Genomic DNA, 21,747 nt, shown 5'->3' with positions numbered 1-21,747 from the left:
ACGAAGCTTAAGCGCATTTTTCCGTCTCTCAGGTTCCCATTCTTAGTATTTTTGCCTTTGAATATAATATCTTAAATATGTATTTTGACACCTTGCTAGTTTATTCTGGTGAGGTGTTTTGTTTTTATACTCTATTAAGACGAGCATCCAATATATACCGAATTGCCGTTTGAAAGGTAATTGCCGTTTGAAAGGTAATTGTCATTTGAAAGGTAAAAGTGGCAGGCAATTTGGCGAGTGAATTGACTTAATTCATGGCAGGTATGTATTTTATGGTGAAAAGACTGAATAAAAGGGGGAATGTGATGAACAATGTTGAATTGGAATATGTGCTCAATACGGAATTAAACATCCGTGAATTTCAAGACTATGCCCCCAATGGATTACAGGTGGAAGGACGGCCTCATGTCCGGCGGGTGGTTACAGGTGTGACAGCCTGCCAGGCATTGTTGGACGAAGCTGTTCGTTTGGAAGCAGATGCTGTCATCGTTCATCATGGATATTTTTGGAAGAATGAGTCTCCCGTTATCCGTGGCATGAAACGTCGCCGTTTGCAAACATTGCTCTGCAATGACATCAACCTGTATGGCTATCATCTCCCGCTTGATGCTCATCCTGCATTGGGTAATAACGTTCAGTTGGCCCGTAAGATGGGAGTGAAAATCATCGGTAATATCGATTCTTTACTTCCTCATGGCACTTTTGATCAACCCATTACACCCGCAGAATTGACTGAACGTCTTGAGAAAGGGTTGGAGCGCGAGGTATTGCATTGTGGAGATAATGCGCCAGCAGAAATCCGCACATTGGCATGGTGCACTGGCGGCGGTCAGGGCTTTATTGAACAGGCCGCCGAGTTTGGTGTTGATGCTTTTGTAACCGGTGAAGTATCAGAAAAAACAATCCATGTCGCCCGTGAGATGGGGCTGCATTTCTTTGCTGCCGGACATCATGCAACAGAGCGCTATGGTATCAAAGCACTCGGTGAGTGGCTGGAAAACCATCATGGATTGGATGTGACTTTTATTGATATTCCGAATCCGGCTTGATGTTTTGCTATATTAACATGGCCTCCAATCCTCTTTTAGGGGGTTGGAGGCTTTTTAATCTGATACGTTATCGGGAAGAACGCGCTAAAAGAATTGTCGCTATCCCACAACAAATCAGTGTACTCCCCAGTGCTTGACTCCAGCCTGCTATTGCCAAACCAATACCGAGCAGAAAGTAATAAAACAGCCCCAGTAAAGCACCCGCCGTACCCAACCGATCTGTGTAGTTGTTTAATGCAGAAGCCAGAATATTCGGGATGGCAAGCCCATAAGCGATAACTATTCCCACCATAGGCAAAATAAATAACCAGCTATTTTCAAACAGGTATACGCCAATTCCACTTAATAAGGTAATCCATGAAGCAAGGGTAATTAATTTGGCCGATCTCCACTGCTTTTTTAAGAGAAATTTATTGAATAGCGAACCGAACCCGACACCGAAAGCCAGTAACAGACCCGTGTAACCAAATATTTCTTGTGATAATCCAAATTGTTCGAAGCGGAATGGCGCTAATTGGTAATAGCTGAACAGGCAAATATTGAAAAATGCGATCAGAAACGCATTGCGCCAAATCGCAATATCTTTAAGCATCACGATTGCAGTGCCGGATAAAGCGATTTTTGTTACTTTGGCGGGAAGGGTTTCTGGCAATTGAAGAAATGCCCAACAGGTTAAAATAGCGGCCAGAATAGCGAGTCCGGCAAATACTGCTTTATAACCAGCAAAACAGTTCAATGTTGAGCCGCTAACCATGCCAATAGCGGGGCTGGCTGCTAAGGCAATTCCCATGATGGAAAAAACACGGGCCAGTTCTTCACCACGGTAAGTATCCCGCATGATGGTTTGTGTACCAACAGAACCAACCGCTGCGCCGAAAGCGGATAACATTCTGGCAACGAGTAATAGCCAGAATTGTTGAGTCAACAATGCTAACAGGGACGCGAATCCATAAAGTGATAAGCCGGCAATAATAGTCGGGCGTCTGCCAATCACATCACACATACGTCCCCATACCACTACGCCGAGCGCAAAAGCAAAAAAATAGAGTGATAGAGTCTGGGCTGCCTGTTCTGAACTGACAGAAAACCCATTGGCAATGTTGGTTAATGCAGGGCTATAGATGGTTTCTATGATCTGCGGAAACATCATCAATGCAATGGCGAGCCAAAGTGATGGTTTGGTTTGCATAATTGTTTCTTCTAATTAAGTGAGTAATGACTTGAAAGGTTATCATTCTGATAAATGCCTATTTATGATAATAAAGACAGTTTCTTTATATAATCGGACGTTGGATCTGTAGGAGTTAGCATGGCGTGGCTGCGACAAAGTGACTATTTTGATCCGGATGGTTTAAATGAAAATTTGAATGTGCCTGTGATAGGGATTGCGGCAGAGATGGGACAACACGATTCTGGCTTCCATCAACATGATATGGGGCAGTTGCTGTTTACCCGGCAAGGTTGTATCAAGATCACACTGGCACATCAGATCTCTATTTTACCGCCAACCAGAGTGGCATGGATCCCGCCTAAGACACAGCATCGGGCAGAAATGCGGGGTTCGGTAGGGTATCGTTCTATTTATCTCAAGACTTCTGAGACAGAATTAATTGCAACACACAGCGAAGTATTAGAGGCTACACCGTTATTACAGGCGATTTTGGAACGGATCGCGATATCTTCTTTTGATTCAGCCTGGCATCAGGGTAAGGGGGCGAATTTGTTGGCGGTATTTTTTGATGAAATTCGTGAGGCACGCAGGGAACCCACTTTGCTACCTCTGCCTTTTGACCGGCGTTTAGCGCGTTTACCACTTGAACAATTGCCACCACCATTGCACACCCTTACGACTTATATCGGTGCCAGTGAGAAAACGATTACTCGGATTTTTTATCGTGAAACAGGAATGAATTACCAACAATGGCGGCAACAATGGCGGTTGGTAAAGGCAATAGAGTTACTGGCGCAGGACAAAACTTTGTCCTATGTTGCACAGGAACTCGGTTTTGCCAATGATAGTGCGTTTGTGACGTTTTTCCGCAAAACGATGGGAAGACCGCCAAGGGAGTATATGGCAGGCTCAGGTAGATGAGCCAACATTGCTGTGTGCCCGGCTTTTGGTCATGTATTAGATTGTCATAAACCCCATAATCATCCGTACAATAAAATCGAATATTAAAGGGTGATAAGAGGGCAAGCAGCTTGTCTAACGTTTTTCTACTGTGATCGCCAAAAACATGAGCCACTATTTGTTTTAAGCGGGGCTCCCAAGCATACCAAAGCCAGCGTTGATTTTTCTTGTTCCCCACAAACGATCATTGTTCATCTATTTCACAGATAAACTAAATGTTATTTCCAGCAAGGGGCAGCGTCGTTACGTTTCGGGGCGTAAGGTTTTTAATGTTTCCATGCCCTTTGACCTGTTCTGATTTGTGACAATAACGACAATAGACGTCAACTTTCGCCTTTAGCCATGCTTTACCCTTATCACTAAAAGTCGGGAAGTCTACCACAACTAACTATTTAATAAATGACCAACATTAGCAGTGATTTTTATGTTTCGGAAAGCCGTTCGCTTCAGCTTGAATCGTACACTGGGCCTTGTTGCGATGGTTACTTAGACTGTGGCGCCTGAGCCGGATTGATGGTGAAAGACGCCTTCGCTTTAGGCGGCATCAACTCGTTGTCGCTGCTACGGTACTGTGCCACAGTCACGTTCCATTTGCCCCCGCGATTAACCCTCGAGTAGTTGCACCCCCACATACCCGTGTCAGGAACCTTGTGAGTGTTGTTGGGGCAGTTTGTTGATTTAAGTTTCTGGTTAGCATCACCGTCCTTCACCACGTCAAGTTTCACTATCTGGCCCGGGCTGCCCATCCCATGGATCTGGAAATTATCATTCCAGCTCGACACGACCCAATTGTTCCCGATCGGATCAATTGACACCGGGGTGTCGTAGACAGCCATTTGGTAGTATCCGGTTGAAGTATTGATGCTATGGCTATATCCATTGAGGGATTGTGTGACTTCCCACTGGTAGGCACCTGTGATATTCCCAAGGAATTTGTCCCCACAAGACCACTGCTTGGATGCGTCGACAACCGCCGTGCAGTTAAACGGCGTAGCACCCGGTGGGGAACCTTCCGCACACGACCGTACGCTGACCGTCGCACCAGCAGTTGCCGTGCCACCAAATACGAATGGCCCATCGCTGGAACGTACACTACGATTGTCCACCTCTGGCGACGTAACCACCAGGGGATCGAGAACAGTGTACGGGGTCATGGAATACGAAAAAATAGAATCGTTCTGGACTGCCACGACCTGTGTAACCCCACTGGGAAGCGCGCTTGATGTACAAGACCATTTGCCGTCGGTGTTACCCTTCCCTCTATTGTCTACGGGCACATTTTCGCAGCCGGGCAGTACAGGAGCACCAGCCTTTCTTTGGTACAGAGTGATCTTATATCCCTGAGCACCAGTACCGCTGAACTGTATATTGTCCCCAGACATATACGTCACGCCCGCGTCTTGTAGGGCTATCTGCACGAAGTCGAAGTGGAAATAAACATCGCCCTCATAATGCTTGTGTTCAGTACCCATACAATTACGGGCCTCATGATCACTACCGCAGCGCACAGCCGTTGCCGGCACCCCCAACTTTGCCGGAATAATTGTTGGGTCATTCGTCACCTTTGAGTACCAGCGACCAGCTGCTCCCTTCTTGTAGTGGAACCATTGCATGCCCCAAGTATTGGACACAGTGGGCGCAGGCAGACCATCAATCGCGACCTGCCATCTGACCCATTTGTCTGCGAAGAAGCAACCAGCCACAATATTGTTCGAATCTTCCATCTTGAACGTTTTTGACTCGGTTCCTGCAACTACCTGATTTCCACCCTCATTAAGCATACAATCCCAATCGCGGGGATGAAGCCTGATGTTCCTGCCTGAAGTGTTTATAAGGTGCATATTCCAAACCGCGGATGCATTTGCTGGAGTCACCCCACCCCCGAAGGCCAAGGTGATGGCGGCAAGCCCGCAGGTAAGAACAGGCAATGCTGCTTGGATCAATCGCTTCTGGATTTTGTTGCGCATCGTTGAATCCCTTGCGCCTGCTGTTACAATTATATTCATCGTTCTCAGCCTTCTTGTTTTAGTTGATGGGTGCGCCGATGCTGACGAAAACGGGAAGGGAATAGGCCTCGTGTGTGCTTCCATCAGAAAACTGGGTTGTGATGTAGATGATGTACCAGCCGGAGTCGTCTTTGGTCGGATAGGTATTTCCATCTCCGAAGATCAGGGAGGCAATGTACTGATGATCCTTCGCCGTCCCGAATGATTGAAGCGGCGACGCTTGCGCCGCCTTACTCAGGTTCGGGGTGTATCTCCCGGTTTTTGGGTCCAACTTTTCCCACACCACCGCCGCTTTGGATGGAGCCGGGTTTGCGGTGAACAACACCTCCACTTCAGCATCCCCGACACTGTCCGTATACCCAACTACCTTACTGTAAGGTGCCGGAGACTGATCCAGCACCTTCGGAAGAACCTTGTCGCTGATGTCTACACGCACCACACCAGTGGTAGTGGTGCCGAGACTGTTGGTCGCTTTCAGGCGGTACCACCCCGAGTCTTTTGTGGCCGCCGGATGATCCGGGGTTCCGAACACTAGCTGAGCACTGTTCTGCCCCTGCAACCTCGACCAATCCCCAGCCGAACTAAACGGCCCCTTCTGACTCGCAGACCATTCCCATTGCAGGGAACCCACCTTTGCGGCCGGCTCCACATTTGTGAACACCCCCATCACCGACACCTCTCCCACCGTGCCGATAGTTACATAGGTTGTCTTCCCCGGATCAGGGAACTGCCCCATCAGCACTGGCTTATCAACCAGCTTACCCCGTTCGGTGGCATCCGTTTCAAACGGCAGCCCGCCCTTATCTGCACCAATTAAAACCGTCTGCTTAATCTGCGGAGCGTTATAGAACGGCAACACCACCACCTGCCACGGCCCCTTGCTCGTGGACTTGGTCACTGGGATCACCGCTTCCGTCTTATCCGTATCCGGCGCATTCGACCACGATGACCATGAATCGCTTGCCGTCTTCCCCCGGAAAAACACCCGATACCCCGCCGCCGCCGGCACATCCGGAACCCCCTGCGCTGCATCCCACGACACGCGCACATACCCCTGCCCCGTGCTATCTTCGGGGATCACCTTCAAGTTGGTCGGCATCGTATACTCCGCCGTCGCCGAACCCACAAAACTCCCTGCCGTGGTGGCGGCCGGAACACCATCCGCCCCTACCCGCTGCGGTTTTCCCTTAATTAACGGTACCACCGTCGCACGCCACAACACATCCCGTTGATATTTAGGCAAGCGAGGGATCTCCGCCTTTCTCTCATCTGCTCCCACGTCCTTACTCAATGCCCCCGACCATGACGGTCCGTCCTTCACGGGCTGGTAGAACACCCGCCAACCCGATAAATCACAATCCACAAAGTTATCACCCAAGGTAGAGTGCCAACCACACCCCGCACCATGGGCAGAATTCCAAACAACGGAAAGTAAGGCCCCCGTTGTTACCAACGATGTCGACGCAGCTTCCGGCAGAAGACGGTCAAGAAAGTCTCCAGTATCCCCCAAAGGGGTAAAAGCAACGTAGGTCGGAACTGGCACGTCTGGGGCGCCCCCAGTAAGGAGTCCAACAACTTGGCCATCGATCATGATGGGCCCGCCCGAATCCCCCATTGTAGTCGCCCCCTCCCCAGGGTTGATGGATGCAAATATCTCACGCCCTCCAAGCAGCGGGTCGGGCCGGACAGTTTCCGTGGTAGCCGCAAACCTGTGAAATCTATTGCTGGAAACAAGGGGATTGACGCTGCTTGCTTCGGGGCCGAAACCAAAGCCTTGGATCTGTTCAGGCTCGACGAGACTGACTCCATGAGGATCCGGGTCAGTACGCAACCGCGGTTGGTAGAATCTATTCAGTGGAGCGTACTCCAAGAGATGAAGATCTCGTTCCAGGTGAAGCGCCATGATATCCATGTCTGCAGCCTCCTCACACTCCACTACCCCCACAACATTGTCGCTCAAGTAACTGTTAGCAGGAATTGGCATGCCATTAGGGTCTCGTTCACTATATACCTGTATGGTCAAATCCTCATCGGGGCAATGATGCTGTGGGAGAAAATGTGCGACATGTTCAACCGTTAGCACCCACCTCGAGTTGATGACCACACCACCTCCTATGGAATGATATCGTTGTCCAGATTCGACAAAACTTATAACTACTCGAACCGCCCAAGGGTACTGAAGTTGAGGATTTTCTGTGGCAGGAGTCGAGTTAGGATTCACGCCCTGTTGATAACTATTCATAATATTCATCATCTCCGTCTCTCAATACAGATTCAGACTTTGATGCAGATGCTGCTATCGCGGAAGAGCTCCCAACACCAATAAGTGCAGATACCACTGAGGAGCCAACAGACGCCCCTATACCCTGCGCTCAGAGGTGGCTCTGTTTGTTCAGAAAACTCGGAGTTTTAAGTGGAATCCCTTTGGCAATCACGCTGCCGTTTTCGCTGGCAACATCGCGATGTATCATTCAACTCTGCCGAAAGTGTTTGGCACTTTCAGCAGGATCGGAAAATTTAGATTTAAATAATTTATTTATTTTCTCCGGAAGATGTAAGTAAATAGGAGAAGATAGTTTCATTAGTTTAAAGTTAGTATACGAAATTAAATTATTCAACAACAAACACCATTATTTTTGCGATCGTTCCATATCGTATTGATAATAAGATATATTATTCTTGTTATTGCCCTGTATCCTATTGACAACCTGCATTATTTATCGATAAAAATCATAATATTTCTTTCGACAGTAATTGGCATGGAAAGGAGATAGAAATCGGCTTCATTGGCAATTAGAGCATCAATGTTTTTTTGCGGAAATAAAGATGCAGCTAGAAATATGACGGGTATACAGACAGATGAAACAACTCAGTGAATGTTGCATATCAGGCTTCACTGATGTCCTGCTTATCGCTGGCTACTCAACGCCTAGAGAGAACGAATTTTACTCATCGTACTCGAAGAGACTGAATCGCAAAACGATAGGTTACTCTAAATCAGAGGAGATGCAGGATAAAGTGATAGGGACTTTCATTGAGTGCGAGCACTACTTTTAATGCTCAATCTAACTATTTAATACATGACCCGGCTTTTTGTTGGAAGTTATATATGGACTAATTGCCTCTATATTCCAACTGAAAAAGCCGAGCCTGAATGTATGTGATTCTGATTTTACTATTTTCAAACAAAAAAGCTGAATTTACTGACTATATTATCTCGTGTTGTACCACTTCATAACCCGAGTTCACCAGCGATGATATTACGTTGAATATCGGATGTACCCGAATAAATGACTGATGCGATGGAATTGCGCAGTTCTCTCTCCGTAGGGCTCTCGGCTAGATAGCCTTGTGCTCCGTAGATCCGCAGTGCATCCAGCGAGAACTTCGTGTATGTTTCAGAAACGAACAGTTTCGCACAGGCAGCTTCCATCATGGCGTCTTTGCCCGCGTCCTTAAGTCGCCCTACTCGATAGACGAGTTCACGTGCGGCATCCAGATTGACTTTCATGTCAGCGATACGATGAGATATAGCCTGATTCTTCCCAATGGGCTGACCGAACTGGCAGCGTTTACGTGCGTGAGCGATACATGCTTCAAGGCTGCGGCTCATCGCTCCTAAAGTGGTGGCAAGAATACATCCACGTTCGTGTTCCATGGCGCTTTCGAAAACTTTAACGCCTCGTCCTTCTCTGCCCAGTATCGCATCGGCCGGGACACGGCAGTCTTTGAGCGTTATCCTTCCCATCTGTGCTGTGCGCATTCCCATCTTTTCCAGAGGCGAACTTAACTCTATACCCGGGTTTGTTGTTTCAACAAGGAAAGCAGTTATACCTAGTGGGCCAAGAGTGGGATCGATCGTGGCGTAAATAACACAAAGATCGGCAATTGGGGCGTTCGTAATATAAGTTTTCGAGCCGTTGAGGATATAGCTGTCACCGTCTCGCACAGCGTGGGTGCGCATAGAGAACACGTCCGACCCGGCTTCTTCTTCTGTCGAACCATTAGCACCGATCAACGAGCCGTCCATCAGGCCGGGTAGAAAGCGTAAACGCTGTTCTGGTGTGCCATGGATAGCCAGCGGCATGGCAACGGTCCACAGGTGGGCGTTGAGTGAAAACAGCAGACCCAGATCCTCGCAACCATACCCCAGTCCTTCCATAACCGTGAGGAGATCGGACAATGGTGCTCCGGCTCCACCCCGGTCTTTGGGTATGGCCATGCTGATCAGTCCGAATTCTGCGCATTTTTGCCAGCCGTCCCGATGGAAAATACCGGCTCGGTCAGAGGCTACTATATCCATGTTTAGCTGGTCGCGGGCAAAACGCGCGGCATTATCACGCAATGATATCCGTTGTTCATCAATTCGGTGTGGCATCGGAAATGTGCTCCAGAAGTTGATAATTGATCTTGCCTGTTGAAGTACGGGGAAGATTAGGCAGGTATCTGAAATGGTCAGGCACCATGTACTGTGCAAGTCGTTCGTAGCAGAACCTACTTAGATCCATTGGGGAGATCAGTGAATCGTGTTGTACGAGAAACGCGGTGATGGTGGTATTCTCGTCTGCCTTAGAGCTGATTACCGCACAGCCAGCAAGTTCAGGATGAGCCATCAGGCATGATTCGATTTCGTCCAGTTCTATCCGGTATCCATGACGTTTGATCATTCGATCAAGCCGCCCCATAAAAATGTAGCCTTCAGGCGAAGGGCGAACCATATCTCCGGTGTTGTACCAGCGTTTGTTGTTGAGGTAGAAGACCTTCTGGGCTGTTTTTTCGGGATCATTCCAATAATTGGAAATCACGGAAGGTCCTGAGACGCACAACAGGCCAGGTTTACCCTCTGGTACTGGTTGTAGATGCTCATCGACAACGATAGTTTCGCAGTGATCACAGGGATGACCTATCGACAATGGTTCGGTGCGGTCTGGCGGTATGAATGTAGGCACTTGATAGACAGTGCACACGTTGGTTTCTGTGGGGCCATACAGGTTGTAGTAAGCAGGTTCAGGCCACAATTGCAGCAATTTGCTCAATTTCGTGATAGGGAAAACTTCCCCGGCGAACAGCACAAGGCGTAGTCGGTTATGAGCAGAGTTTCCTTTCTTGTGTTGCTCAGCCATCATACCTAAGATTGCAGGGGCTGAGTACCAGATGGTAATCTCTCGCTTGGATATAAATGTGGCGAGATGTCGTGGACTCGCAGCAAGATCGGTGTCAATTAGGTGGACACATGCACCGTTCTTCACAGAAACATAGATGTCAAAGATCGACAAGTCGAAGTGAAATGGCGCGTGGCTGGAGACTTGGTCTTCTGCCGTCACATTAAAGAAGGCTGAGGCCCATTCGACGAAGCTAGCTGCGTTGCGATGGCTTATCGCGACCCCTTTCGGGGTTCCGGAAGAACCGGAAGTGTACAGGATATACGCGAGCCTATCCGCATCCGGCAAGCTGCGCGGGTAGTCGTGTTTCTCACCATGCAGTATATCCAGCATTTGCCATTCATTACACGTGTCACTCGTTTTCTCATTACGTGGCTGTATCACAACCACGCGAGATTCAAGCTGGGGTGCGGCTTGTATCAGATATGACGCTGATTCGTGATCGGTAAAGATGATTCGGACATCGCAATCGCCGAATATGGTCGAAGCACGCGAGCCTGTACTGCCTACGTCAGCGGGCACATATGCTGCGCCCAGACGGAGCACACCAAAAATGGCTGCTAGAGTCAGGGAGCTCTTGTGCATGAAAATTCCTACACGATCACCTACGGCGACTCCCTTCTGATGAAGAAAAGCTGCAATTCTATCCGCTGCGGCCGAAAGTTCTTCGTAACTCATTGCCGAATCGTCAGAATCAATGACTGCATGAGCATCAGGGTATCGTGCAGTGGTGTCGTCTAAGTATTTCGCCAAGTCTGCCAAAGGTTCAGTCTGTTCTGGCAATACGATTTCAGCTGTCATTCTTTATCCTCTGACAACTTCTCATCCACATAACGCGCGATTTCGCGAATAGTAGTAAAACGCGTCCTTGGATCACTGACACCGACAATGATGTCGAATTCATCTTCCACAAACGAGACCAGACGCATAGTCGCCAAGGATGAAAGAACTCCTGACTCTCCCAGATTTAGGTCGTCAGAAATTTCTGAGTCATTTCCTTTCAAAATTTCGTTGATAACAAATGCACGGATTTTCATCAAAGACATAGGGTTTCCTCTAATGGTAATGGGTTATTAATGTTTACTGTGGGGTTGCTGGATTGACAACTGACGCTTCTTTTGGAGGGAGAGCCAAGACGACGTGTGGCCAACGGAATACGGCTGCGGAGGCCTCAGCTTGACCACCGAATCCGTACAGCAACACTGTATCTCCTGGTTTAATGCGCCCATCGGCTGCCGCAGTATAGGCGTTGAACGGCATTAATACTGGCCCAATATTGGCGACTTGCGGGAAAGTATTCACGACCCGGTCAGGTTCGATACCTAACGCATTAGCGGAGAACTCAGCATGCCAAGCCGTCGGCGTGTTTACTACGACAAAGTCAATATCTTTCAATTCAAGTCCGGCCTTCTTCAGAGCGCCTTTAGCGGTATTTAGAAGATATGGCTCAGCGGTAGCACGTAGCACGTGGGAGATGGAAGGGTCTACGCGTAAACGGATCTTCTGCCCAGCAGGTGTCGTTCCCGAAGTATCCTCAACGGCGTCCAGCAGCCAAGTCCCGCAGGTTTCGCCAGTGTGTAAAGACTCAGCACCCAATAAACCAAACCCGTCTTCAACCGGACCGACTAAGAACGCCGCCGAAGCATCCCCGCACAGACGCAGAGTGACATCGTCGGCTTCGATCGCACGTGATAATCTGGATGTTGTGACAACCAGAACTTGTTCTTTCAGGCCTGCCTGCACCAGAGCGCACGCTGTCAACAATCCTGACATAGATCCGCCACAGGTTGCTTCTACGTTGAATGCGCCACCACCCGTTCCCAGTGCTTGTGCAAGATATCCTGCGTCACCGGATCCGATGCGATCAGGGAACATCGACACCGCAATTAGGCAATCTACCTCAGTTGGTGAAATACCTGCTGCATCCAATACGCGGCGCCCTGCTTCAACTCCGAGTGCTACACTTCCCTCACCATGGGTCACAACCCGGCGCTCGATGCTACCAAAAAAGGGATCGTCCAAATAACGATCCATAGCCGCATCATAGTGATTAACTTTCCGGTGCTTGTGCGAACTCGTTGACGTCGATGCCGTTTCTGATGGCTTGCTCTTTTGCGGTGACGGAGTTTCTCCACCCCACCAATTGTTTGTGCGTACTCCATCAGGTAAATACACAGCTATCGCTTGAATTCCTGCCGATCGCATATAGTTTCCTCAAAGAATTAAACATAAAGTTAACCAGAAGTCTGGTTAAGTTAATTTGCACACCAAAGTTCTGGTAGAAAAACAGATTCGGAGTCGAAGTTGATGGCAATATCAACACCGAGAGGTATGGTGAACATCGGGGTATGGCAACTATCAAAGTCTGCCAAAATGGTCACTTCCCTATTATTTAGGACTTCTTTAAGAATATTCAGGAAATTTCTACCTGTTCCCCGATCATTAAATTGTCCGTGTTTTCCAAGAATAATTGCTGAAGTTTTATTAAAGGTTCCATATAACAGAAGGTGAGCAAAAACGCGTTCAATTTGCTCTTCCCAACATTGGGCCATAAAAAGTGACAACATCTGTTTTACTATATATTCCAAGCAATAAAACGGTAATATCAGAATAACCAATAATGATTTCTTGGTCTTTTTTAATTTTTAATAACGTTATAATCAATATAAGGCAATATTGAATCAGGGTTATAGCTATCTACTGTGAGCATAATACATCTGACTTCTGGATCCCGAAGTAAAGCATTAAATTCTTCCATTCTTTGCATAATGCTCTATGAACGATAGAAAACACTTTTCCTGTCAGTATTTCTGTTTTTGTTTTAAAACTTGTTTTTTAGATATTTAACACTTTTTTAGATACTTAATATTTTTTGTAAAACGAGTGGGAGTAAAAGCTGTGGTGAGAGTTTAAAGAAGAAAAAAATCCAATAGTTTCACCGATAAACTGAGAGAAAGTTATAGAAAGTTTTTGTGGATGAATCATAGTGGCTTTATATCTTAATCATAAAAATCCACACCCCTAATATCAAAAAAATGATATGAGAGGTGCAGAAATACACTATTCAGAATTTGAATAATGCTATTGGATTGGCTGAATCACTTTTTCAACTGGCTCTTGAAATCACGTTTATTATGACCAGTGTAAAGCTGACGTGGGCGAGCAATCCTCAAACCTTCATCGTGCATTTCGTTCCAGTGTGCAATCCAGCCGATAGTACGGGCGATGGCGAAAATCACAGTGAACATGGTTGATGGAATACCCATAGCTTTCAGAATGATGCCAGAGTAAAAATCAACGTTCGGGTACAGTTTTTTCTCAATGAAGTATGGGTCATTCAGGGCAATGCGTTCCAGCTCCATCGCGACTTCCAGAAGACTATCATTAAGGCCCAGTTCATTCAATACTTCGTGGCAAGTTTCACGCATAACTGTTGCGCGGGGATCGTAGTTTTTGTAAACACGGTGCCCAAAGCCCATCAGGCGGAAAGAATCATTCTTATCTTTGGCGCGAGCAATAAATTCAGGAATGTGGTCGACGGTTTGGATCTCTTCCAGCATACGTAAGCAGGCTTCGTTTGCGCCACCATGTGCCGGCCCCCACAAAGATGCAATACCTGCGGCAATACAAGCAAATGGGTTGGCACCAGAAGAACCTGCGGTGCGTACTGTTGAAGTCGACGCATTTTGTTCATGATCTGCATGCAGAATGAAAATGCGATCCATTGCGCGTTCCAGTACTGGGTTAACCTTATATTCTTCACAAGGTGTTGAGAACATCATGTACAGGAAGTTGGCCGCATAAGAAAGATCGTTACGTGGGTAAACGAAAGGCTGCCCAAGGGAATATTTGTAACACATCGCCGCAACAGTTGGCATTTTGGACAACAGGCGGTAAGCGGTGATTTCGCGGTGACGAGGATTATGAACATCCAACGCATCATGATAGAAGGCAGCCAATGCGCCAGTAACACCACAAAGTACAGCCATTGGGTGAGAATCACGACGGAAACCATGGAACAGGCGGGTAATCTGTTCGTGGATCATTGTATGGCGAGTCACCGTAGTTTTGAATTTTTCGTATTCTTCGGGTGTTGGCGGTTCGCCGTACAGCAGAATATAACAGACTTCCAGATAGGTTGATTCCGTTGCGAGCTGATCGATAGGAAAACCACGGTGCAGCAAAATGCCTTCATTGCCATCAATATAGGTGATTTTCGACTCACAGGAGGCAGTGGAAGTAAAGCCGGGATCGTAGGTATAGAAGCCCTTTGAGCCGAGGGTACGAACGTCAATTACTTCAGAACCTAGGGTCGGCGTTAGTACGTCTAGTTCGATAGCAGCTGAACCATTTATGTTCAACGTAGCCTTTTTATCAGCCATTTACATCTCCTTAGCGCTTATTTTTATAACCCCTAACAACCATATAGGCGCAATTTATACTGTGCCAAAGGCATTGTGCTACCGGAGAGAATTTAAAATCAGGCTGGTATCACACTTATAACGCTGAAATCTCATTACGGATGACAATGGTTTTCAGGTTGTTAAAAAGTTTCCGGGAATTATGTTTAAAGCATTATTAACATCAAATGTTATCATTTTGTGCTTATACAATGCTTTTACATAACCTCTGTTTTTCGATGAGTATGTTTTTTCATCGGAAAACGACGATAAATAATATATAACGACAGAGATGTAAGGTAAATGTTTAATCTTTGTCAAACAAGATAATGGTTTTTATGATAAATGTTTGAAGCGTGATCTTTCTCACTGTTCCCGCTAAATGTTAACAATCATATTGTGTGGGAATTGTAATAACAATGTGAAGTACTTATACTTCTTCGAGGTCTCCGGATTACCCTGATGTAGGAGCACCCAGCGTAACCAAATCACAACTTTTGATAAACATGTAAGGATTGTTAATTTAATTATGTTGTGTCTTTGTATCCTCTTAGCGCTGTCTGATTCCCGCCCAGGACCGGAGGATGGAAAATAAAAAAAAGCTTTGTGGGCAAAATTGTGAAAAAACAAAGACCTGTCAACCTTGATCTGCGGACGATTAACCAACCCGTCTCCGCGATAGCATCGATCTTGCACCGTATCTCAGGCGTCATCACCTTTATCGCAGTTGGTATTCTGCTGTGGTTGTTGGGTATGTCACTGTCTTCGCAGGAGGGCTTCCTACAAGCATCTGAAATCATGACTGGCTTCTTCGCCAAATTTATCCTGTGGGGGATATTGACGGCGCTGGCTTACCACATTTGTGGGGGCATCCGCCATGTGTTGATGGATTTTGGTTTCCTGGAAGAAAACCTCGTTACCGGTAGTGCATCTGCCAAAGTGGCAATAGTGATCGCGGTTATTCTGTCTATTCTGGCTGGGGTATTATTATGGTAAGCAACGCATCCGCATTGGGTCGTACGGGTATTCAGGATTGGCTGCTGCTACGTGCATCTGCAATTATTATTGTTTTATACGTTCTCTATATCGTTGGTTTCGTTGCAACAACGTCGGATATTACTTATGAAGTCTGGCGTGGTTTCTTTTCTTCATCTCTCACTAAAGTGTTTACCGTGTTGACACTGCTTTCCATTCTGGTTCATGCCTGGATTGGCATGTGGCAGGTGCTGACAGATTATGTCAAGCCACTTGCACTGTGTCTGGTGCTGCAACTGGTGATTATTGTGGCGCTGTTGTCTTATTTGATTTACGGAACAATTGTTGTGTGGGGTGCATAAATGAAACTGCCAGTAAGAGAGTTTGACGCTGTTGTTATTGGTGCTGGTGGCGCAGGTATGCGTGCTGCACTGCAAATTTCACAAATGGGTTTATCCTGCGCCTTGATTTCCAAGGTGTTTCCAACCCGTTCTCATACTGTTTCAGCACAGGGCGGAATTACCGTCGCTCTGGGTAATACCCATGACGATAACTGGGAATGGCACATGTATGATACGGTAAAAGGTTCCGACTATATCGGTGACCAGGATGCCATCGAATATATGTGTAAGACTGGCCCGGAAGCAATTCTGGAACTGGAACATATGGGTTTACCATTCTCCCGTCTGGATGATGGTCGTATTTATCAGCGTCCATTTGGCGGACAATCTAGAAATTTTGGTGGCGAACAGGCTGCCCGCACTGCCGCCGCTGCTGACCGTACTGGTCATGCTCTATTGCATACTCTGTATCAACAGAACCTGAAGAACCACACAACTATTTTCTCTGAGTGGTATTCACTGGATTTGGTTAAAAATCAGGATGGCGCCATTGTTGGTTGTACTGCTATCTGTATTGAAACCGGTGAAGTAGTTTATTTCAAAGCCAAGGCAACCATTCTGGCAACTGGTGGTGCTGGTCGTATCTTCCAATCCACAACGAACGCGCACATCAATACGGGTGATGGTGTTGGTATGGCCCTGCGTGCTGGCGTTCCTGTACAAGATATGGAAATGTGGCAATTCCACCCAACCGGCATTGCCGGTGCAGGTGTTTTGGTCACAGAAGGTTGTCGTGGTGAAGGCGGTTATCTGCTGAATAAAGATGGTGAACGCTTCATGGAGCGTTATGCACCAAACGCCAAAGACCTTGCTGGCCGTGATGTGGTTGCACGTTCCATGATGATCGAAATCCGTGAAGGCCGTGGCTGTGAAGGTCCATGGGGTCCTCATGTGAAATTGAAACTGGATCATCTGGGTAAAGACGTTCTGGAATCTCGTTTGCCGGGTATTCTTGAATTATCCCGTACTTTTGCTCACGTAGACCCGGTTAAAGAACCGATTCCAGTTATCCCAACCTGCCACTATATGATGGGTGGTATTCCAACCAAGATCACAGGTCAGGCGCTGACAGTAAACGAAAAAGGCGAAGATGTGGTGATTCCAGGTCTGTTTGCCGTGGGTGAGATTGCTTGCGTGTCTGTTCACGGGGCTAACCGCCTTGGTGGTAACTCACTGCTTGATTTGGTGGTATTTGGTCGTTCCGCAGGTCTGCATCTGAAAGAGTGCCTGATGGAACAAGGCACCAGTCGTGATGCCAGCGAATCTGACGTCGATGCAGCACTGCAACGTCTGAATCGTTGGAACAATACTCGTTCCGGTGAAGATCCGGTCGATATCCGCAAAGCATTGCAAGCATGTATGCAACACAATTTCTCGGTATTCCGTGAAGGTGACGCAATGGCGAGAGGCTTGGATGAGCTGAAAGTTATTCGTGAACGTCTGAAAAATGCCCGTCTGGATGATACTTCATCAGAATTCAATACGCAGCGTATTGAATGTCTGGAATTGGATAACCTGATGGAAACTGCTTATTCAACGGCGGTTGCTGCAAATTTCCGTACAGAAAGCCGCGGCGCTCACAGCCGTTTTGACTATCCAGAACGTGATGACGCTAACTGGCTGTGCCATAGCCTGTATTTACCGCAAACTGAGAGCATGACTCGTCGTGAAGTGAATATGCAGCCGACGCTGCGTGAAGCTTTCCCGCCGAAAGTGCGTTCTTACTAATTTGCGTTGCTGATGTTCCGGTTGCGGAGAAATAGATTATGAAACTTGAATTCTCGATTTATCGTTACAATCCAGATGTAGACGATGCGCCTCATATGCAGGACTACACACTGGAAGCACAGGAAGGGCGTGACATGATGTTGCTGGATGCACTTATCCAGCTAAAAGAACAAGACCCAACCTTAGCATTTCGTCGTTCTTGCCGTGAGGGGGTTTGTGGCTCTGACGGCGTGAATATGAACGGCAAAAATGGCTTGGCTTGTGTTACGCCAGTTTCAGCGCTGCGTCGTGGCAATAAGAAAATTGTGATTCGCCCATTGCCAGGTTTGCCAGTGGTTCGTGATCTGGTTGTTGATATGGGGCAATTCTACGCGCAATATGAAAAAATCCGTCCTTATCTGATTAATGACGGCAAAAATCCACCTGCACGTGAGCACCTGCAATCACCAGAACAACGTGAAAAACTGGATGGCCTGTATGAATGTATCCTGTGTGCCTGCTGTTCGACGTCTTGTCCGTCGTTCTGGTGGAATCCAGATAAGTTCATTGGCCCAGCAGGTCTTTTGGCCGCATATCGTTTTCTGATTGACAGCCGTGATACTGAAACGACTTCACGATTGGACAATCTGAATGACGCATTTAGTGTTTTCCGCTGTCACGGGATCATGAACTGTGTCAACGTATGTCCTAAAGGTCTGAATCCGACAAAAGCGATTGGCCATATTAAATCTATGCTGCTGAAACACAGCGCATAAATGGAATTTTGTGCATAAATAGCACATAAACTGCGTGTAAATACTGCATATAATGTTGCCCTCCACAATTTTGAAATAAATATCAAATCGGTGGAGGGCATAAAGAATGAAAAATGATAAATTGCCTGCTGCTCAAGACGTCGCATATTCCTAAATAAAGGAACCTTTAGAAACTGATATTCAGTTTTTAAAGGTTCCTTGAAGGGTGGAAAAACCCAAATAGAGAACATGCATTAAGCACGTCCAAATGAACCTTTTATCAGCACCGCTAATTAAGCGGAATTTGTTAACCACGGCGAAAACTAAAGCTTTTAAAGCTTAAGGGATCACAATGCAGAACGGCGCAATGAAGGACTGGCTGGACTCAAGCTTTCTGGCTGGTGCAAACCAGTCTTACATAGAGCAAATCTATGAAGACTATATAACCGATCCTAATTCTGTTGATGCGAGTTGGAGAGAAATTTTCCAACAATTACCGGATGCAGGACTTAGCGGGGAACAACTTCACTCACAGACTCGTGACTACTTCCGTCGTCTGGCAAAGGATGCCACTCGTTACCACACTTCAGTCAGCGATCCAGCAATGGATGCAAAACAAGTCAAAGTTTTGCAGCTCATCAATGCATTCCGCTTCCGCGGACACCAACATGCAAACCTTGATCCATTGGGATTATGGAAACAGGAACCTGTATCTGATCTCGATCCTGCTTTCCATAATTTAACAAAAGCGGATTTTGAAGAAACGTTTAATGTGGGCTCTTTTGCCATTGGCAAAGAGACAATGAAACTGGCGGATCTGTATGACGCATTGAAGCGCATTTACTGCGGTTCAATCGGCGCAGAATACATGCATATCACCAATACAGAAGAAAAACGTTGGATTCAGCAACGTCTGGAGTCTGTAACAGTAGGTTCACAGTTCAATGACGAAGAAAAGCATCGTTTCCTGAAAGAATTAACGTCAGCCGAAGGGTTGGAACGTTATTTAGGTGCTAAGTTCCCGGGGGCGAAACGTTTCTCCTTGGAAGGTGGTGATGCGCTTATTCCTATGTTGAAAGAGTTGATCCGCCATGCAGGTAAACAAGATACCCGCGAAGTTGTGCTGGGAATGGCTCACCGTGGCCGTCTGAACGTTCTGGTTAACCTCTTGGGCAAAAAGCCAGTTGATCTGTTTGACGAGTTTGCAGGTAAACACAAAGAACACCTTGGAACGGGTGACGTGAAATACCATCAAGGTTTCTCTTCCGATTTTGAAACTGAAGGTGGTTTAGTGCATCTGGCACTCGCTTTTAACCCATCTCACCTTGAAATTGTTAGCCCTGTTGTTATTGGTTCAGTACGTGCCCGTCGTGATCGTCTTGATGAAGGCCGCAGTAACATGGTCTTGCCTGTCACCATCCACGGTGATGCAGCCGTAATAGGGCAGGGAATTGTTCAGGAAACACTGAACATGTCTCAGGCGCGTGGCTATGAAGTTGGCGGTACTGTCCGTATCGTGGTTAACAACCAAATTGGTTTCACTACTTCTAACCCGAAAGATGCGCGTTCAACACAATATTGTACTGATATTGTGAAAATGGTTCAGGCACCGATTTTCCATGTTAACGCGGATGATCCGGAAGCAGTTGCATTCGTTACTCGTCTGGCGCTTGACTTCCGTAATACCTTCAAACGTGACGTGATGATTGATCTGGTTTGTTATCGTCGCCACGGTCATAACGAAGCTGATGAGCCAAGTGCAACTCAGCCACTGATGTACCAGAAAATCAAAAAACAACCAACTGCACGTAAAATCTATGCAGATAAGTTGATAGCAGAAGGTTTGCTGGCTGCTAATGATGTGACTGAGATGGTTAACCTGTACCGTGATGCTCTGGATCATGGTGAATGTGTTGTTGATGAGTGGCGTCCTATGGGGCTGCATTCATTCACGTGGGAACCTTACCTGAATCACGAATGGGATGAAGAACATCCGCATAAAGTGGAGATGAAACGCTTGCAGGATCTCGGTAAGCGCATCAGCACGATCCCTACTGAAGTGGAAATGCATTCACGTGTCTCAAAAATTTATGCCGACCGTGCAGAAATGGCTAACGGCAATAAATTGTTTGACTGGGGTGGTGCGGAAACACTGGCATATGCAACTTTGGTTGATGAAGGCGTTCCGGTGCGTCTTTCTGGTGAAGATGCTGGTCGTGGTACATTCTTCCACCGTCACGCTGTTATTCACAATCAGACCAATGCTTCTGTGTATGTACCTTTGGCAAATGTTCACAATGGCCAGGGAGCATTCAGAGTATGGGACTCTGTACTTTCAGAAGAAGCGGTATTGGCATTTGAATACGGTTATGCAACTACGGAACCTCGCGCCCTGACGATTTGGGAAGCGCAGTTTGGTGACTTTGCCAACGTTGCTCAGGTTGTGATTGACCAGTTCATCAGCTCCGGTGAACAGAAATGGGGCCGTATGTGTGGTCTGGTTATGCTGCTGCCGCATGGCTATGAAGGGCAGGGACCAGAGCACTCATCGGCACGTCTGGAGCGTTATTTGCAACTGTGTGCAGAACAAAACATGCAGGTTTGCGTACCATCAACTCCAGCTCAGGTTTATCACATGCTGCGCCGTCAGGCTCTGCGTGGTATGCGCCGTCCGCTCATCGTTATGTCACCTAAGTCGCTGCTGCGTCATCCATTGGCTGTATCTAGCCTGGATGAACTGGCTAACGGTAAATTTGAGCCAGTCATTGGTGAAATTGATGCCTTAGATCCAAAAGGTGTTAAACGCGTTGTACTTTGTTCCGGTAAAGTTTATTACGATCTGTTGGAACAGCGTCGTAAGAATGAACAGACCAATGTCGCTATCGTGCGTATCGAACAGCTGTATCCATTCCCACGTCAGCATTTGCAGGCTCAGCTTGAGCAGTATGCCCATGTTCATGACTTCGTCTGGTGTCAGGAAGAGCCACTGAACCAAGGGGCTTGGTATTGCAGTCAACATAATTTCCGTGAAGCTATCCCATTTGGGGCATCTTTACGTTATGCAGGTCGTCCAGCATCTGCTTCCCCGGCTGTGGGATATACGTCTGTTCACCAGAAGCAACAGAAAGCACTGGTTGATGACGCACTGAACGTTGAATAAA

18 protein-coding genes and 3 pseudogenes are annotated in these 21,747 nt (G+C 47.1%); 9 read left to right on the top strand and 12 right to left on the bottom strand.

Annotated elements, in window-relative coordinates; genetic code table 11:
• The first annotated feature begins 305 nt into the window (after nucleotides 1-305).
• On the top strand, nucleotides 306-1,049 hold the full coding sequence (locus Xmir_RS12645) for a type 2 GTP cyclohydrolase I (RefSeq protein WP_099114596.1): 744 nt from the start codon (nucleotides 306-308) through the stop codon (nucleotides 1,047-1,049).
• A gap of 67 nt (nucleotides 1,050-1,116) precedes the next feature.
• On the opposite strand, the gene Xmir_RS12640 is transcribed toward Xmir_RS12645, so the two are convergent.
• Nucleotides 1,117-2,238: a multidrug effflux MFS transporter gene (locus Xmir_RS12640; protein WP_099114595.1), complete on the bottom strand. Its 1,122-nt coding sequence runs from the start codon at nucleotides 2,236-2,238 to the stop codon at nucleotides 1,117-1,119.
• A gap of 120 nt (nucleotides 2,239-2,358) precedes the next feature.
• On the opposite strand from Xmir_RS12640, the gene Xmir_RS12635 reads away from it, so the two are divergent.
• Nucleotides 2,359-3,141 carry an AraC family transcriptional regulator gene (locus Xmir_RS12635; RefSeq protein ID WP_099114594.1) on the top strand — a complete coding sequence of 261 codons (783 nt, stop codon included), beginning with the start codon at nucleotides 2,359-2,361 and terminating at the stop codon, nucleotides 3,139-3,141.
• 22 nt (nucleotides 3,142-3,163) lie between these two features.
• Here the strand turns inward: Xmir_RS12635 and Xmir_RS28880 are convergent.
• From Xmir_RS28880 to Xmir_RS12620, 3 genes and pseudogenes are all read right to left on the bottom strand, one after another.
• Nucleotides 3,164-3,562, bottom strand: a pseudogene (locus Xmir_RS28880) (IS1 family transposase); the annotation flags it as partial.
• 100 nt (nucleotides 3,563-3,662) lie between these two features.
• Nucleotides 3,663-5,147, bottom strand: coding sequence for a hypothetical protein (locus tag Xmir_RS12625; protein WP_099114592.1), 1,485 nt, complete (start codon nucleotides 5,145-5,147; stop codon nucleotides 3,663-3,665).
• A 58-nt stretch (nucleotides 5,148-5,205) separates the two neighbouring features.
• Entirely contained in the window at nucleotides 5,206-7,440 is a 2,235-nt protein-coding gene (locus Xmir_RS12620) for a trypsin-like serine protease (RefSeq protein ID WP_099114591.1), read from the bottom strand.
• Nucleotides 7,441-8,106: 666 nt separating this feature from the next.
• On the opposite strand from Xmir_RS12620, the pseudogene Xmir_RS12615 reads away from it, so the two are divergent.
• Nucleotides 8,107-8,243: pseudogene (locus tag Xmir_RS12615) on the top strand (IS1 family transposase); the annotation flags it as partial.
• Nucleotides 8,244-8,273: 30 nt separating this feature from the next.
• Nucleotides 8,274-8,384, top strand: a pseudogene (locus Xmir_RS34040) (IS982 family transposase); the annotation flags it as partial.
• 34 nt (nucleotides 8,385-8,418) lie between these two features.
• On the opposite strand, the gene Xmir_RS12610 reads toward Xmir_RS34040, so the two are convergent.
• The 8 genes from Xmir_RS12610 to Xmir_RS12585 all read right to left on the bottom strand — a co-directional run bounded on the left by Xmir_RS12610 (nucleotide 8,419) and on the right by Xmir_RS12585 (nucleotide 14,730).
• Nucleotides 8,419-9,564, bottom strand: a complete 1,146-nt coding sequence (locus Xmir_RS12610) for an acyl-CoA dehydrogenase family protein (RefSeq protein WP_099114590.1) — start codon at nucleotides 9,562-9,564, stop codon at nucleotides 8,419-8,421.
• On the bottom strand, nucleotides 9,548-11,149 hold the full coding sequence (locus Xmir_RS12605; RefSeq protein WP_099114589.1) for an amino acid adenylation domain-containing protein: 1,602 nt from the start codon (nucleotides 11,147-11,149) through the stop codon (nucleotides 9,548-9,550). Before Xmir_RS12605 ends, Xmir_RS12610 begins: the two co-directional genes overlap by 17 nt.
• Nucleotides 11,146-11,394, bottom strand: coding sequence for an acyl carrier protein (locus Xmir_RS12600; RefSeq protein ID WP_099114588.1), 249 nt, complete (start codon nucleotides 11,392-11,394; stop codon nucleotides 11,146-11,148). The genes Xmir_RS12605 and Xmir_RS12600 overlap by 4 nt, the downstream gene beginning before the upstream one ends.
• Nucleotides 11,395-11,428: 34 nt before the next feature.
• Nucleotides 11,429-12,553, bottom strand: coding sequence for a 3-oxoacyl-ACP synthase III family protein (locus tag Xmir_RS12595; protein WP_099114587.1), 1,125 nt, complete (start codon nucleotides 12,551-12,553; stop codon nucleotides 11,429-11,431).
• A gap of 50 nt (nucleotides 12,554-12,603) precedes the next feature.
• Nucleotides 12,604-12,915: a hypothetical protein gene (locus Xmir_RS27055; RefSeq protein ID WP_208620428.1), complete on the bottom strand. Its 312-nt coding sequence runs from the start codon at nucleotides 12,913-12,915 to the stop codon at nucleotides 12,604-12,606.
• A complete protein-coding gene (locus Xmir_RS34035) occupies nucleotides 12,872-13,012 on the bottom strand; it encodes an LD-carboxypeptidase (RefSeq protein WP_208620427.1) in 141 nt (46 codons plus the stop codon). The genes Xmir_RS27055 and Xmir_RS34035 overlap by 44 nt, the downstream gene beginning before the upstream one ends.
• Complete coding sequence (locus Xmir_RS34030; RefSeq protein WP_422646016.1) at nucleotides 12,987-13,106, bottom strand: hypothetical protein; 120 nt, start codon at nucleotides 13,104-13,106, stop codon at nucleotides 12,987-12,989. The genes Xmir_RS34035 and Xmir_RS34030 overlap by 26 nt, the downstream gene beginning before the upstream one ends.
• A gap of 340 nt (nucleotides 13,107-13,446) precedes the next feature.
• Nucleotides 13,447-14,730 (bottom strand): citrate synthase, encoded by a 1,284-nt coding sequence (locus Xmir_RS12585; RefSeq protein WP_099114586.1) that lies wholly within the window; start codon nucleotides 14,728-14,730, stop codon nucleotides 13,447-13,449.
• A 624-nt stretch (nucleotides 14,731-15,354) separates the two neighbouring features.
• On the opposite strand from Xmir_RS12585, the gene sdhC reads away from it, so the two are divergent.
• The 5 genes from sdhC to sucA all read left to right on the top strand — a co-directional run bounded on the left by sdhC (nucleotide 15,355) and on the right by sucA (nucleotide 21,746).
• On the top strand, nucleotides 15,355-15,744 hold the full coding sequence (gene sdhC, locus Xmir_RS12580; RefSeq protein WP_099114585.1) for a succinate dehydrogenase cytochrome b556 subunit: 390 nt from the start codon (nucleotides 15,355-15,357) through the stop codon (nucleotides 15,742-15,744).
• Complete coding sequence (gene sdhD, locus Xmir_RS12575; protein WP_099114584.1) at nucleotides 15,738-16,085, top strand: succinate dehydrogenase membrane anchor subunit; 348 nt, start codon at nucleotides 15,738-15,740, stop codon at nucleotides 16,083-16,085. Before sdhC ends, sdhD begins: the two co-directional genes overlap by 7 nt.
• Nucleotides 16,086-17,852, top strand: a complete 1,767-nt coding sequence (gene sdhA / locus Xmir_RS12570) for a succinate dehydrogenase flavoprotein subunit (RefSeq protein WP_099114583.1) — start codon at nucleotides 16,086-16,088, stop codon at nucleotides 17,850-17,852.
• A gap of 38 nt (nucleotides 17,853-17,890) precedes the next feature.
• The gene (locus Xmir_RS12565; RefSeq protein ID WP_099114582.1) at nucleotides 17,891-18,607 is read left to right on the top strand and encodes a succinate dehydrogenase iron-sulfur subunit; all 717 of its coding nucleotides are present in this window, start codon (nucleotides 17,891-17,893) and stop codon (nucleotides 18,605-18,607) included.
• 331 nt (nucleotides 18,608-18,938) lie between these two features.
• Nucleotides 18,939-21,746, top strand: a complete 2,808-nt coding sequence (gene sucA / locus Xmir_RS12560; RefSeq protein WP_099114581.1) for a 2-oxoglutarate dehydrogenase E1 component — start codon at nucleotides 18,939-18,941, stop codon at nucleotides 21,744-21,746.
• Nucleotide 21,747: the final 1 nt, after the last annotated feature.

The organism is Xenorhabdus miraniensis, from assembly GCF_002632615.1.
The sequence above is the reverse complement of the archived record's forward strand: the minus strand, read 5'-3'. Positions and strand labels throughout refer to the sequence as shown.